General features: G+C 29.8%; 13 protein-coding genes. 3 read left to right on the forward strand and 10 right to left on the reverse strand.

Annotated features, from left to right (window positions below; translation table 11 throughout):
• The 9 genes from J7G74_RS15945 to J7G74_RS15980 all read right to left on the reverse strand — a co-directional run.
• A partial coding sequence (locus J7G74_RS15945) for a Gfo/Idh/MocA family protein (RefSeq protein WP_297137157.1) occupies window positions 1–941 on the reverse strand: 941 nt, incomplete at its 3' end.
• Window positions 942–1,243: 302 nt separating this feature from the next.
• Entirely contained in the window at window positions 1,244–2,140 is an 897-nt protein-coding gene (gene iolE / locus J7G74_RS15950) for a myo-inosose-2 dehydratase (RefSeq protein WP_297137160.1), read from the reverse strand.
• Window positions 2,141–2,180: 40 nt separating this feature from the next.
• Entirely contained in the window at window positions 2,181–3,218 is a 1,038-nt protein-coding gene (gene iolG, locus J7G74_RS15955) for an inositol 2-dehydrogenase (protein WP_297137162.1), read from the reverse strand.
• A gap of 40 nt (window positions 3,219–3,258) precedes the next feature.
• Complete coding sequence (gene iolD, locus J7G74_RS15960) at window positions 3,259–4,893, reverse strand: 3D-(3,5/4)-trihydroxycyclohexane-1,2-dione acylhydrolase (decyclizing) (RefSeq protein ID WP_443081663.1); 1,635 nt, start codon at window positions 4,891–4,893, stop codon at window positions 3,259–3,261.
• Between the two features lie 17 nt (window positions 4,894–4,910).
• Entirely contained in the window at window positions 4,911–5,183 is a 273-nt protein-coding gene (locus J7G74_RS16970; RefSeq protein WP_443081664.1) for a hypothetical protein, read from the reverse strand.
• A gap of 20 nt (window positions 5,184–5,203) precedes the next feature.
• Entirely contained in the window at window positions 5,204–5,992 is a 789-nt protein-coding gene (locus tag J7G74_RS15965) for a 5-deoxy-glucuronate isomerase (RefSeq protein ID WP_297137164.1), read from the reverse strand.
• Between the two features lie 11 nt (window positions 5,993–6,003).
• Entirely contained in the window at window positions 6,004–7,020 is a 1,017-nt protein-coding gene (gene iolC / locus J7G74_RS15970) for a 5-dehydro-2-deoxygluconokinase (protein WP_297137165.1), read from the reverse strand.
• Between the two features lie 15 nt (window positions 7,021–7,035).
• Window positions 7,036–7,881, reverse strand: a complete 846-nt coding sequence (locus J7G74_RS15975; protein WP_297137167.1) for a class II fructose-bisphosphate aldolase — start codon at window positions 7,879–7,881, stop codon at window positions 7,036–7,038.
• A 9-nt stretch (window positions 7,882–7,890) separates the two neighbouring features.
• A complete protein-coding gene (locus J7G74_RS15980) occupies window positions 7,891–9,039 on the reverse strand; it encodes an iron-containing alcohol dehydrogenase (RefSeq protein ID WP_297137169.1) in 1,149 nt (382 codons plus the stop codon).
• Between the two features lie 256 nt (window positions 9,040–9,295).
• Between J7G74_RS15980 and J7G74_RS15985 the strand changes: the two genes are divergently transcribed.
• A complete protein-coding gene (locus J7G74_RS15985; protein WP_297137171.1) occupies window positions 9,296–10,057 on the forward strand; it encodes a DeoR/GlpR family DNA-binding transcription regulator in 762 nt (253 codons plus the stop codon).
• 96 nt (window positions 10,058–10,153) lie between these two features.
• Here J7G74_RS15985 and J7G74_RS15990 read toward each other — a convergent pair whose 3' ends face one another.
• Window positions 10,154–11,689, reverse strand: coding sequence for a CoA-acylating methylmalonate-semialdehyde dehydrogenase (locus tag J7G74_RS15990; RefSeq protein WP_297137174.1), 1,536 nt, complete (start codon window positions 11,687–11,689; stop codon window positions 10,154–10,156).
• A 382-nt stretch (window positions 11,690–12,071) separates the two neighbouring features.
• Here J7G74_RS15990 and J7G74_RS15995 point away from each other — a divergent pair, with 382 nt between their 5' ends.
• Entirely contained in the window at window positions 12,072–13,241 is a 1,170-nt protein-coding gene (locus J7G74_RS15995; RefSeq protein ID WP_297137180.1) for an MFS transporter, read from the forward strand.
• A gap of 807 nt (window positions 13,242–14,048) precedes the next feature.
• Window positions 14,049–14,822, forward strand: coding sequence for a 4Fe-4S dicluster domain-containing protein (locus tag J7G74_RS16000; RefSeq protein ID WP_297137177.1), 774 nt, complete (start codon window positions 14,049–14,051; stop codon window positions 14,820–14,822).
• Window positions 14,823–15,051 lie beyond the last annotated feature (229 nt).

The raw sequence follows: 15,051 nt of genomic DNA on the forward strand, positions 1-15,051 counted from the left end.
ACTTCTGGTTTTCTATTATTTAATACACAATCAACAAACTCCTTAACTTCTGATAAATATGCATCTTCAAATCTTTCTAAGAATCCGCAAGCACACTCTTTGTTTACACCCCTATCATCAAACACTGTAACTAAATTTTTATCTGGTGTAGTCCCTATTCTTAAAGATCCTTTAGTTCCTATTATCTCAGTTTCTATATGGTATCCATGAGCACAGTTTCTTCCTGCAACAAATATACCCATACCTCCATTTTTGAATTTAGCCATAGCTGCACCTGTTTCAGCATCATTTAATTCATTGAATTCTGGGTATTCATAAGCTCCACCTATTGCCCATACTTTTTCAACTTCACTTCCCATATACCATCTAGCTAAATCTATATCATGTATAGCCATATCTAAGAATAGTCCACCACTATAGTTACTCTTAGCAAATTTTAAGAAGCTTTCCATAGCTGGAGCTGGATCTAGTCCATAGCATCTTACTAATACAGGATTTCCTATATAACCTTCTTCTATTTTTTTCTTAGCATATGCATAAGATTTATCATATCTTCTCATAAACCCTAACATAAATATTTTATCCTGGTGAGAATTTACTGCTTCCTTCGCTCTTATTGCATCTTCTAAATAAAGTCCTAATGGTTTTTCACTAAATACATGAAATCCTGCATCTAGAGCTTTTTCTATTTGTTCACAGTGATAGCCTGATGAAGAGGCTATAAATATTGCATCTAATTCTTTATTTTTTAACATTTCATCATAATCAGTATATCCATATTTTATTCCCCATGATTCTTGAGCTTCTTTAACTTCACTTTCAACTACTGAGCAGACTGCTACAAGCTCTGCGTTTGGTATTTTAAATGCTATGTTTTCAGCATGAGTTTTTCCTAGTCTTCCAAGTCCTACTATTCCGAATTTAACTATATTTTTTCCCATATAAAATTCCCCCAAATGTTAAATTTAATTATATGATACCTTTAGTTTTCAATCCGCAACCTTGCTTAATGAAAATACTAGATCTATTAACTATAAAAATTATTATTTAAAATAGTAATATAACTACATATGGTATAGTCAACAATTTCGTAAACGTTTTCCAAAACTTCATTAATTTGCATTACTTATATTAATATATCTAAGAATTAACATCATCCTCTGATACATTTACCATGTAGAATAAGTATTCATAAATGCTTATTCTACATGTTATTATATACTCAGCCTTAATTTTACTTTATTTATTGTCCTATTTTTTCACTTATATATTTTCTTGCTTTAACAGCATACTCAAATGGATTTGCAATAGCAGGATCTTGTTCTGCTTCTACTAATAGCCATCCTTCGTAGTTATTTTCAGCTAATACTTTAAATAATGGTTCAAAATCTATATCTCCGTCTCCTGGTACAGTGAAAGCTCCTAATCTAACACCTTTTAAGAAGCTTAATTTTTCTTCTTTTACTTTATTTACTATACTTGATCTTATATCTTTTAAATGAACATGTTTAACTCTATTTACATATTTAGTTAATACTTCTAAAGCATTTTCACCTGAGTATACTAAGTGACCGCTATCAAATAATAAGTATACTAAGCTTTCATCTGTCATTTCCATTAATTTATCTATTTCTTCAGTAGTTTGAACAACAGTACCCATATGATGATGGTATACTAATTTCATATCTTTTTCAGCTGCTAAAGCACCCAATTTATTTAACCCTTCGGCTAAAATTTTCCACTCTTCTTCATTCATTACATATTTTCCATCAAATACAGGAGTTTCCATTTGACCTTGTATACTATGACCTTGTTCTGAAACTACTACTACTTTTGCTCCCATTTCATGTAGAAAATCTCTGTGCTCTATAAATGCTTTTGCAGTTTCTTCATATGGCTTAGTAGTTAAGAAAGAACTAAACCAAGCACTTGCTATTTGCATATTTCTAAGTTCAAGAGCTTTTTTAAGAACTTTTGTATCTCTTGGATATTTGTTTCCAACTTCACTTCCAGTAAATCCAGCCAAAGCCATTTCACTTATGCATTGTTCAAATGTATTTTCTTTTCCTAAGTCTGGCATATCATCATTTGTCCAAGCTATTGGAGCTATTCCCAATTTTACTTTATCTTTGTTAAACATGTAATTTCCCCCTATTTATATAAATTATTTATTAATATAGTTAAATTAATGATTTTTCTACTTCATCTACTGATATTTCGCTAGTTTTTACTGGTCTTTGTTCTTTTAAAGATTTTTGAGCTGCAAGTCCTATTAATACTGGACTTAATCCATCCACTACATTTACAGGTACTTCTGTATCATTTACTATAGCATTTACAAATTGATTAATCTCATTTGCATATGCCATCATATATCTTTGTAAGAAGAAATAAAGTGGTTTTTCACCTGTTACTCCATCTTTATTACTTATTATTGCAGTTGAATTTGTATCATTTCCTACTTGTACACAGCCTTTAGATCCAAAGACTTCCGCTCTTTGATCATATCCATAACAAGCTTCTCTAGAATTATCTATCACAGCTAAAGCTCCATTAGCTAATTTCATAGTTATTATTGCTGTATCTATATCTCCAGCATTTCCTATTTCCTCATTTACAAGTACAGCTCCCATAGCATATACTTCTTCTACCTCACTACCTGATAAGAATCTAACCATATCAAAGTCATGTATAGTCATATCTAAGAACATTCCTCCAGATACTTTTACATAGCTTACTGGTGGTGCTTCTGGATCTCTAGAAGTTATTTTAATTATATTTATATCTCCTATTTTTCCAGATTGAACAGCTTCTCTAGCTGCCATAAAGTTATGGTCAAATCTTCTATTAAATCCAACTTGGAATTTTACATTTGAATTTTCAAGTTCTTTCATTACATCTTTTATTTTTTCTATATCATGATCAATTGGCTTTTCACAGAATACGTGTTTACCTGCTCTTATAGCCTCTATTGATATTGGTGAATGAGTATCTGTTGATGTACATATTAAAACTGCATCTATTTCTTTATCATTTAGTATTTTGTTGTAATCATCATATACTTCATCAATTCCCATTTCTTTTGCCCAAGCTAATGTTTCATCATCTAATATGAAGTTATATATAGATTTTATTCTTGCTCCTTTTACATACTTAGATATACTTTCTCCATGAACCTTCCCTATTCTTCCTGCACCAATAAGACCTATATTTATCATTTTTTATACCCCCTGATTTTTAATATTTTATAATTGAATTTTAATATTTTCTTGCTTCTTTTAAATTTATTTCTTTTTCTTCAAAAGCTTTATTAACACTTTCTTTTTGGGCTACCCCAGCTATACCTACATGCCACCATGCATCATATCCATGAGTCATAGTTTTTGGAAGTACCTTAATATCTATTAAAGTTGATACATTTTGTTTTTTAGCATCTTCCAAAGCATATTTTAATTCTTCCCCTGTTTTTACTGTATATGTTTTAGCTCCATACCCACTGGCAATTTTAGCAAAATCTATAGCCATAAAATCACCATCTAATTTATTTGTTTCTTCATTTCTGTATCTGAATTCTGTACATAAACTTCCTATTCCGTTGCCCATTTGAAGATTGTTTATACATCCAAATCCAGAATTATCAAATAATAATAAATTTATTTTTTGTTTTTCTTGTATAGCTGTTACAAATTCTGAATGAAGCATTTGGAAACTTCCATCTCCAACCATTGCATAAACTTCTTTATCTGGACAAGCTAATTTTGCTCCAAGAGTCGCTGCTATTTCATAACCCATACAAGAATAACCGTATTCCATATGATAGGCATCTTTTTCATCAGTTTGCCACATTCTTTGTAAATCTCCAGGTAAACTACCTGCAGATCCTACTATTATGGAATTTTCTTTTAGCAATTCATTTATTATACCTAATGCTCTTGTTTGAGTAAGTTTACTTCCATGTACTTTTATGAAATCTTCTACTGTAGTTTCCACCATATCAGTAACTTCAGGTTCAAAACCTTCACAGTATTCTATTTGAGATAATCTATTTAATTCTTCATCCCATGCTTTTTTAGCTTCTTTTATTTCATTCACATATTGTGAAGAATAATATTCTAATTTATCACTTAAATATTCTAATGTTACCTTAGCATCACCAACTAAACTTACAGCATCTAACTTACTTGCATCAAATTTAGATGTATTTATAGTTAAAAAATCCACATCTTCATTTTTGAATAATGATTTTGATGCTGTAGTGAAGTCTGTAAATCTAGTTCCTACTCCTATAACTAAATCACATTCTTTTGCTATAATATTAGCTGCTAAGTTTCCTGTAACTCCTATACCTCCAAGATTAAGATATTCACTAGATTTTATTGCACTTTTTCCTGCTTGAGTTTCAGCAAAAGGTATGTTAAATTTCTTAGCAAAATTTAGCAAACATTTTCCAGCTTCAGAGTATTTAACACCACCTCCACATATTATTAAAGGCTTCTTCTTAGATTTTATAAGTTCGATAGCTTCTTCTAGCTCTTCAATACTTGGTAATTGTCTTGCCATTTTATGAACTCTCTTTTTGAAGAAACTTTCTGGGAAATCATAAACCTCACCTTGAACATCTTGTGGTAATGCAATACATACAGCGCCAGTATTAGCCATATCAGTAAGTACTCTCATCGCATTTATCATTGCACTCATTAATTGTTCTGGTCTACTAACTCTATCCCAATACTTACATACTGGTTTAAATGCATCATTTGTGCTTATTGATAAATTATGAGGTTGCTCTATTTGTTGTAAAACTGGATCTGGTTGTCTTGTTGAAAATACATCTCCTGGTAATAATAAGATTGGTATGTTATTTGCAGTTGCACAAGCTGCAGCTGTTACCATATTGGCCGCTCCTGGACCTACTGATGATGTGGATGCATATATTTTTTTCTATTATTTTGTTTAGCAAATCCCATGGCTGCAAGTGCCATACCTTGTTCATTTCTACTGTGATGGATTTTTAGCTGACCTGGATTTTCATCTAATGCCTGACCTAAACCTACCACATTACCATGACCAAATACAGTAAATATACCCTCAACAAATTTTGATTCTACTCGATCAAAACTTATATATTGATTGTCTAGAAATCTAACTAAAGCTTGTGCTGTAGTCATTCTTAAAGTTTTCATATATACCTCCCCCTTTTACCTTATCTTTCAGGCCATATTTTTATATCTTTTTCAAGTAACCACTTATGCTCATCTAAATCAACTCTTTCAGTCCATGGATTATTTTCAAGATGTCTTATCATCCAACAATAATACATTGCATATCCTGGTGCTGAAGTTTGGGGATGAACAAGTCCACCTGGTATAGATGAAAAACTATTATCAACTATTTTATAAGCTTCTTCCCCTATTAATGAAAATCCAAAGCCTTGTGGTTTATTAAATTTATAATAATAAACTTCTGGTTGTTCATGATGATGCGGTATATAACTTGACCATTTACCTGGATAAGTTATAACTTCTCCCATAACCATATTTGAATAAGGAGCGTTACCATAATCAAAAACTGTTCTTACAGCTCTTCTTGCTGTATCATTCCATACACCCTCACCAAATATATCTGTTCTTGTATCATCTGGTGTATAAAGTTTAGTTTCAAAAGAATTTTCATTATTAGTTAATTGAACTAATATTTCAGCATCACTATTTGCTTCTACTTCCACCTCTATACCCTTGCACACATGTAAACAAGTTGGCTCTTCATCAAATACTGAACTTCTTTTGAAAGTTTGTTCTTCTTTCTCGTACTTAAATGTTATTTCTCCATCTATTAAAAGAATAGCCATTTCTTTTTTATCATCTAAAAATTTTAAATTATCCCCTTTAACCATCTTTTCGACAGATATATCCATTAGCATATTACTATGCTTTCCGTTTATTTCAGTTAATACATTTTTACCTAACTTTAAATCACCTAATCTTTCTAACATTTTTTCCCTCCTTAAGCTCTAGCTATCATTTCTCCATATTCTTCTTTTTCTACTTTTATAAATTCTTTAATTGCTTCAACTGTAGGCATATCTTGAGAGCAACTATGACTTGCTACTAACATGGCTGCTGAAGCACTACCAAATTCTAATGCATCCATTATATCCCAATTTTCTAATAATCCATATAAGAATGCTGATGCATATGCATCTCCACCTCCGAATGATTTTAAGAGCTTCACAGGAAAAGGTTTTATTTTGTAGCTATTTCCATCTTGAGTATAAGCTGTAGATCCCTCTTTCCCATGTTTTATAACTACTATTTTATTTCCATACTCTAACCATCTATTAGCAGTTTCAGAATCTGTACTATTAGATACCATCAATCCTTCTGTCAAGTCAAATTCTTCTCTAGATCCTATAATTATATCACTATTTTTAGCCACAGCTGAGTAATATATCGCTATTTCATCCTTATTTTTCCAAGTATAACTTCTATAATCTATATCAAAAATAACTACTGTATTGTTTTTCTTAGCTAATTCTACTGCCTTAAGGGCGGCTTCTCTTGAAGGACTTTGGCAAAGAGCTGTACCAGATACAACTATAGCCTTAGTATTTTTTATATACTCTTCATCTATATCATCCACATCTAACATTAAATCTGCAACGCCATCTCTATACATTAATATTGAACTTTCTGTAGGACTTAATATTTCTGTAAAAGTTAATCCTAAAGATTCACCATTTTTGCATTTTGATACATTAGATGTATCTATTCCTTCATTATTAAAATAGTTAACTACATATTCCCCAAATCTATCATCAGATACTTTTCCAATAAATCCAACTTTTTTCCCTAATCTTGCTAAGCCTACTGCTATATTAGCAGGTGATCCTCCTAAATATTTTTTAAATGTTGTACTTTCAGCTAATGTTCTATGTACATCAACTGGATTAAAATCTATTGCCATCCTGCCTATTGGTACAATATCAAACTTTCTATCATTTTCAAATTTAATATAATTCATTATAAATACTCCCCCCTAATCTTTATTTTCACTGCCAAATATTCTTATATGTTTGTAAACATTATCATAAGCTCCTTTAACTTGAGCTGAGTTTAATTTAAAGTAATTAGTTTTTTTATCATTTTCATAAAGTTCTTTAGCTTGCTTATTTACTGAATTGAATGTTGCTGTTGCAATATTTATTTTTCTTATTCCTGTTTTTGCACATTTTCTAAAGTCATCAGAAGTTATACCAGTTCCACCATGAAGTACTAATGGTATTTCTATAACTTTATCAATATTTTCTAGTACTTCAAAATTTAAATTTGGTTCTCCTTCATATACACCATGTGCATTACCAATTGCTACAGCTAGAGTGTCTACTCCTGTTTCTTTTACAAATTTTTTTGCATCTTCAACATCTGTATATAAAATACTTACACCTTTACTATTATCTTCACTTCCGCCTACCCTACCAACTTCCGCTTCAACTGATGCGCCAAACTTATTTGCTTCTCTTATTACTTCTTTTGTTAGTTCTATATTTTTATCTAAAGGTAATTTGGAACCATCTATCATAACTGATGTAAATCCTAAGTCTAAAGCCATTTTTATCTTTTCTAATGTCATACCGTGATCAAAATTTACCCCCACATTTACATTGGCATTTTTTGCTGCTGATACCATCATAGGCCCAATTAATTCTAATGGTGAATATTCTAGTCTTCCCTCAGCTACTTGTAGTATTATTGGTGATTTAAGTTCTTCTGCTGCTTTTATAGCTCCTATAATCATTTCCATATTAGCCACATTAAAGGCTCCTACTGCATAATTTCCTTGGTCAGCTTTTAATAATAATTCTTTTGTATTTATTAAAGGCATTTTATTCACCTACCCCCATAAGGATTTATAAATTTCTATTATATCTTCTTTAGTTGGTTGTTTCATTGTATTCAAAGGACTTTTACTTTCTAAAGCATCTTCAGCCATCTTATCTAAAACCTCATAGAATTCTTCTTTCTCTATACCGTATTCTTCTAGCGTCATAATTTTTAGATCTTTACATAAGATGGATACTTCTTTTATAAATGCCTCTGCACTTTCTTTCACGCCTAAATTCTCTATCCCTATTGCTTTTGCTAGCTGTGCTAATTTCTCTTCACAACCATCTTTAGCAAAATTTAAACAATTTTCAAGCAACATCGCATTTGATAAACCATGAGGTACATGAAAAAGTGCCCCAATTGGTCTACTCATTCCGTGAACTATAGTCACTGATGAATTATTAAATGCTATTCCTGCTTCTAAAGAAGCTATTGCCATCTCAGTTCTTGCTTCTTTATTATCTCCTTGTGTATATGCTATTTTTAAATATTTGAAAATTCTTTTTACTGCTGAAATAGCAAAAGAGTCTGACATAGGTTGAGATTTCCTTGATGTGTATGATTCTATTGCATGTGTTAATGCATCAATTCCTGTTGCTGCTGTTACTATAGGAGGTGCTGTCATTGTAAATACTGGATCTACTATTGCTAAATTTGGTATAAGAACTTGACCACTAAGAAGCATTTTTACTCCTTTTGTTATATCCGATATGATTGTGAACTGGGTAGCTTCTGATCCTGTTCCTGCCGTTGTAGGTATTGCAACCATCTTAGGCAATTCATTTTCAATTATTTTTCCTAGAAAGTCACTTATTTCTCCTTCATGTGCTATTAGTGCACCTATAGCCTTCATAGTATCTATAGGTGATCCTCCACCTAATGATATTAAAAAATCACAATTAGAGTTTTTGTATATCTCCTTCCCCTTTTCTACCATTACATTTGTTGGTTCACTATTTACTTCGCTATAAACTTCATATTTTAAATTTAACTTATCTAATACTTTGGTTATCTTCTCTAAGTTACCCAATTTAACCATCATATTATCAGTTACAATTAAGGCTCTTGTACCAAGATTTTCGATATGGCTTGCTGCTAATTCTAAGGCTCCTTCACCTGTTATTATTTTATTTGGTGTTAAAAATAAATTTGCCATGATATCCCCTTCCAATATCTAATACTCAAAAGTCACCCTTTTCCTTAGTAACTTCTTGTTTTATTTGCTTATCTAATTAAAGTATAGTATGTTTTAATTATTTCCACAAGATTTTTTTGTCATTTTTTTGTTATTTTTTGAGCATATTATGATAGCTTTCTATTTCATTTTATTCATTTATGTTGTATACTATATAGTAAGTTATAATATATAATATAAATGATAATAAATTCTATAAGTGGAGGTGATAAAACATATGAGGTCTAATAGAGTATCAGATATAGAAGATTATATAATACAAAATAAAACTGTATCTTTAGATAAACTTTGCGAAGTCTTTAATGTTTCTAAAAATACTATAAGAAGAGATATTAACGAGCTAACAGAAAAAGGAAGCATCAAGAAAGTATATGGAGGCGTTTCTATAGTAGAAAAACCCACATTAGTTCCTTTTAACGAAAGAAACACAAAGAATATAAATCTCAAATCTAATATTGGAGAACGTTGTGCTGATTTCATAAAAGATGGAGATATAATATTTTTAGATTCAGGTACAACAACTTTAGCAATAGTTGATTATTTAAAAGAAAAACAAAATTTAACTATTATTACAAATAATTTAGAAGTTATAGTTAAAGCTATAAATTTACCAAATTTGAATGTAATAGCTTTACCCGGAAATTTAATCAGAAAAACCAATTCATTTGTAGGAGTAGATACTGTATCTATTTTAAGAAAATACAATATCAATAAATCTTTCATGGCTTCTACAGGTATCTCTATTGAGTGTGGAATTACAAATTCACATCCACTTGAATCAGAGATTAAAAGAGTTGCTATAGAAAAGGGCATTGAAATATTCTTACTTGTAGATTCATCAAAATTTGATAATTCTTCTTTAGTAACTTATTCTCAACTTAAAGATATAGATTACTTAATAACTGATAAAAAACCAGCTAAAAAATATATTGACTTTTGTAATAATCACGATATAACATTAGTTACATGCGATAGATAATGTAAAATAAGCACATAACCTAATTAAGAATTTATAATATACATAAAAAAAGAACAAGAATTACTTGTTCTTTTTTTATGTATATCTTTTTTAATTTTACATAGTTCCATCCCAAGTTGATACTTTTGTATTTTTCTTTTCTTCTTCATCAAACCATCTAGTAGTTACACATTTACTTTCTGTAAAGAATCTCACGGCATCTTTACCTAAGCAGTGTAAGTCACCAAAGAATGAGTCTTTATGACCAGAGAATGGGAATACACCTACTGGCACTGGTATGCCCACATTTATACCAACCATTCCTCCATCAGTTCTCTTAGAAAATTCTCTTGCATAATATCCACTTTGAGTAAATATTATAGATCCATTAGCAAATGGATTATTATTCATTATTTCTAATCCATGCTCAAAACTCTTAACTCTCTTAATGCAAAGTACTGGTCCAAATATTTCTTCTTGCCCAACAGTCATGTCTTCAGTAACATTATCAAAAATAGTTGGTCCTATATAGAATCCATTTTCAAACCCTTCTACAACAATATCCCTACCATCTAATACTAAGTCTGCCCCTTCTTCTATACCTTTTTCTATCCAACTCAAAACATTTTTCTTATGCTTAGCATCAACTACTGGTCCTAACCCAGACTCTTCATGATAAGCAGGACCTACTTTTATTTCTTTAGAAAGTCTAACTATAGCTTCAACTAATTCATCAGCCACTTCTTCTTCAACAGCGACTACAGGCAATGCCATGCATCTTTCACCTGCACATCCAAAAGCAGCATTTATTATTCCAGCTGCTGTTCTTTCTATAGCTGCATCTTTAAGAACTAAAGCATGGTTTTTAGCCTGACATAATGCTTGAACTCTTTTTCCATGAGCGGCTGCTGTTGAATATATATGTTTACCAACTTTAGTAGTTCCAACAAAAGTTATACCTTTAACATCTTCATGAGTTAAAAATATTTCTGCTTCTTTTCTTGTACAAGTAACTACATTTATAACACCATCTGGAACTCCTGCTTCTTTGTATAACTCAACCATTCTAAGAGCTGTTCTAGGTGTAGCACTTGAAACTTTAAGAACTATTGTATTTCCTGCCGCTATACAAGATGGAGCCATCCATCCCATAGGTATCATAGCTGGGAAATTAAATGGAACTATTCCAGCAAATACTCCTATAGGTTCTCTATATGATACTGTGTCAACTCCATTTGATATGTTCATTAAAGATTCACCCATCATTTGAGTAGGTATTTGGCAAGCTAACTCTGTTCCTTCTTTAGCTTTTAAAACATCACCTTTTGCTTCATCTAACACTTTACCATGCTCTCTTGCAACTAATAATGTTAACTCTTCCATATTTTCTTCGATTAATTGACGAATTTTATATAATACTTGAGAACGCTTTATTACCGGTGTGTTTGACCAAGCCGGAAAAGCAGCCTTTGCCGCTTGTATAGCTTCTATTACTTCTTCCTCTGTACAGCAAGGAACCAATCCTTCAACCTCTCCTGTACTTGGATTATATACTTCATTATATTTTTCTGTTTTTGATTCTTTATATTCTCCATTTACAAAATACTTAAACTTTTTAGAAATTGTTTCTTGTTTTTCAACTATATTTCCCATTGCAAATATCCCCCTTATAAATATTACTGTAACAAATTATAAACCATATAGTTAATTACCATATTTTGAGTATATTATGATTATCTTTTTGTTATCTATTAATTAGATTGTATAATATATATTTCAATTTTTCAATGTTTTTATCATTTTATTAAAGTTTATTTTTTAACAAAATACGATAATTATACTCTATAATAATTATTTGAGCTTATAGTTCTTCTTTTTAATATTATATTTTTGTTATATTAAGATTATATTTTTATCATTTATTCTTGTATCTATCTAGGAATTCCATTATATAATTTAATTGGGGAATTAATAAAACAAATATTTTAATAAGGGGGTATTTATTATTTTAGATCATATTAAGTATCAAAAATCAATTTTACTACTTGTAACAACACTATTTTGGTTTTCTCAATACATATATGTACCATTTCAAACACCATATCTTGTAGGCATCAATATATCAACTTCATTTATAGGAATAATAGTTGGTTCTTATGGTATATCCCAAGTAATAATGAGATTACCTCTTGGCATTGCTGCTGACTATATTAATAAACATAAGCTATTCATATTTTTAGGATCATTAATCGCTGGTCTAGCTTCATTAATTAGATTATTTTTCCCATCAGGATATGGATTTCTTTTAGCTAATTTAATGTCAGGATGTGCATCTGCTACATGGATTTCTTTTATGGTATTTTACACAAACTTTTACCCGAGCAACAAACAGCAGTTTGCAACAAGTACAATCATAATGTTTAATAATATAGGTATTCTCATTGCTTTTGTTTTTGGATCATTATTTTTTGATAATTTAGGTATGAATACTATATGTATCTTGAGTAGTATTGTTGGTATATGCGGAGCAATATTGTCTCTATTTATAAAAGATAACAAAGAAGAGTCACGTACCTATATTTCATTAAAAAGCACAATATGTGTATGTTTCAAAAAAAGATTGATTTTTTTTGGATGTTTAGCTTTAATTCAACAAGGTATCCAAATGTCTACTACAATGTCATTTACTACAAAAATACTAGAGGATTTAGGGGCGACTAGCATTTTAATTGGTTGCTCTTCTATAGTTTATATGATTTGTGCAGTTATTTTTTCAAGATTATCTTCTTGTAAGTTATGTGAAAATCTTGGTCCTAAAATATGTATTCCCTTTATATTTTTCATCTTATCTTTTTATTGTGTTTTAGTACCTATTATAAATAACTTATTTATTATTTTGACACTTCAAATTATACCTGGTATGGCTACAGGCATATTATTTTCATACATTACATCTGAAGCCATGAAAGATATTCCTTTAGATAAAAAGTCTACATCCATGGGATTTTTTCAAGCTATTTATGCTCTAGGCATGACTATAATACCTATATTGATAGGAAATATCGCAGAATATTTTTCTATAAAATATTCTTATTTTACTTTAGCCTTTTTATGTTACTTGGCATCAGCATCATCCATATTTTATTATAATTTCTATTTAACTAAACAAAAAAAATATTCTGGAAATAATAACTTAGCAGATTAAGAAATAATAAAACCCAATATAAATCTGTTGTTATATAGATTTATATTGGATTTTATTAATTTATAAATTTACTTGTTTCTATTATTCTAAACATTATTATATCTCCTTTTTAACTCAATTTAAACTGTTCATATTAATTATTTATATGATTAATATAACAAAATAGTTTTTTATACTCAACTAGTTACTTTTTAGTAACCATAATATTAAATGCACGATATAGATTTCATTCATCAATATTGTTCCTAAATATTCCAACCGATATAATTGTTAATATATACCAATAAAAGTGTAAGTTACCTTATAAAACTTAACTACAAATAAAAAAAAGAATGATTCTTAACAGATTTTAAGCACTGTCAACCTGTACTTACTGCCATAGGTATTGAAAAACTTCAATGTACTATCATTACTTTAATAAAAATTAAGCCATTACGGGAGTTCTATGCTTCATGGCCCAACGACTTTACCCATTGGTCAAGTAATCAAGTTAAAAATTATATATTATATATAAATAGATAATATATAATTTCCTTACAATTTAAAAATGTTGTTAAAGGTGGGCTAAGAGTTTGGGAAATACAAAAGAAACTAACATATAGTTTATATCAGTTTCTCATCATAAAAAATACTAAGGGAGGCTGGTATCATAAATGCTAGATATAAAAAAATTAAAAATTTTTATTATTTAGATTCTAAAAATAGTAGTCTGAAAAGAATTTGTTCGTTTTTGGCAGTAATTAGCTGTAAGTAGAAGTAATCACGTAACTATATGATAACTTAAATATAAAATAGTGGGTAATAAAAATGAAATTAAATCTAATTTACTTTAGTCCTACAGGCGGCACTAAAAAAACTGTAGAAATACTATCAAATACATGGGATTTAGAGAAAAATATTATTGATATTTCTATTCCAGATAAAAATTATAGTACATATTCTTTTTCTAGTGATGAATTATGTATAATTGGGGTACCTTCATTTGGTGGACGTGTTCCATCTGTCGCTATTGACCATCTAAAACAAATGAGTTCATGTAATACACCAACAATTCTTGTAGCTACTTATGGTAATCGTGATTATGAAGATACATTACTAGAACTAAAAGACACTGCCGAAGAATGTGGATTTAAAATAGTTGCTGCAATCGCAGCTGTAACAGAACATTCTATTATGAATCAATTTGCAACAGGTAGACCAAATGAAGAAGATTGCTGTGAAATTCTTAACTTGGGTAAAACTATAAAAGATACACTTTCAAAGAATTTAAATTTATCTAATCTAAAAATCCCTGGAAATAGACCTTATAGAGAGTACAATGGAGTTCCTCTAAAACCAAAAACAAACAAATATTGTCATAAGTGCGGTATATGCGCTTCTCTTTGCCCTGCAAATGCTATACCTAAAGATAATCCTAATAAGACAGAAAATACACTTTGCATCTCTTGTATGCGTTGTATTTCTATATGTCCAAATAGTGCACGTTCATTGAGCAAACTTTTATTATTACCAGCAAGTCAAAAAATGAAAAAAGCTTGTTCTACACCTAAGAAAAATGAGTTGTTTATTGCGACAATTTAATAAAGTTCATATGAAAATAAACTAATTACAAACTAAATTATTTAATTTTATTCAAAAATAAATAATTCATAAATATAAGTAATAAAGTTATAGCAAACAGAAGGAGTGTGTGAAAAAAACTCTGTAAATTACAAAATCCAACAGCTTTCTATGATAGTATTAAATTATTATAGGAGGCTGTTTTATTATGGGGAAAAGAAAAGAAAAATTTAGTGAGGGAAAGAAAAAT

Source organism: Terrisporobacter sp. (genome assembly GCF_017888745.1).
GTDB lineage: Bacteria > Bacillota > Clostridia > Peptostreptococcales > Peptostreptococcaceae > Terrisporobacter.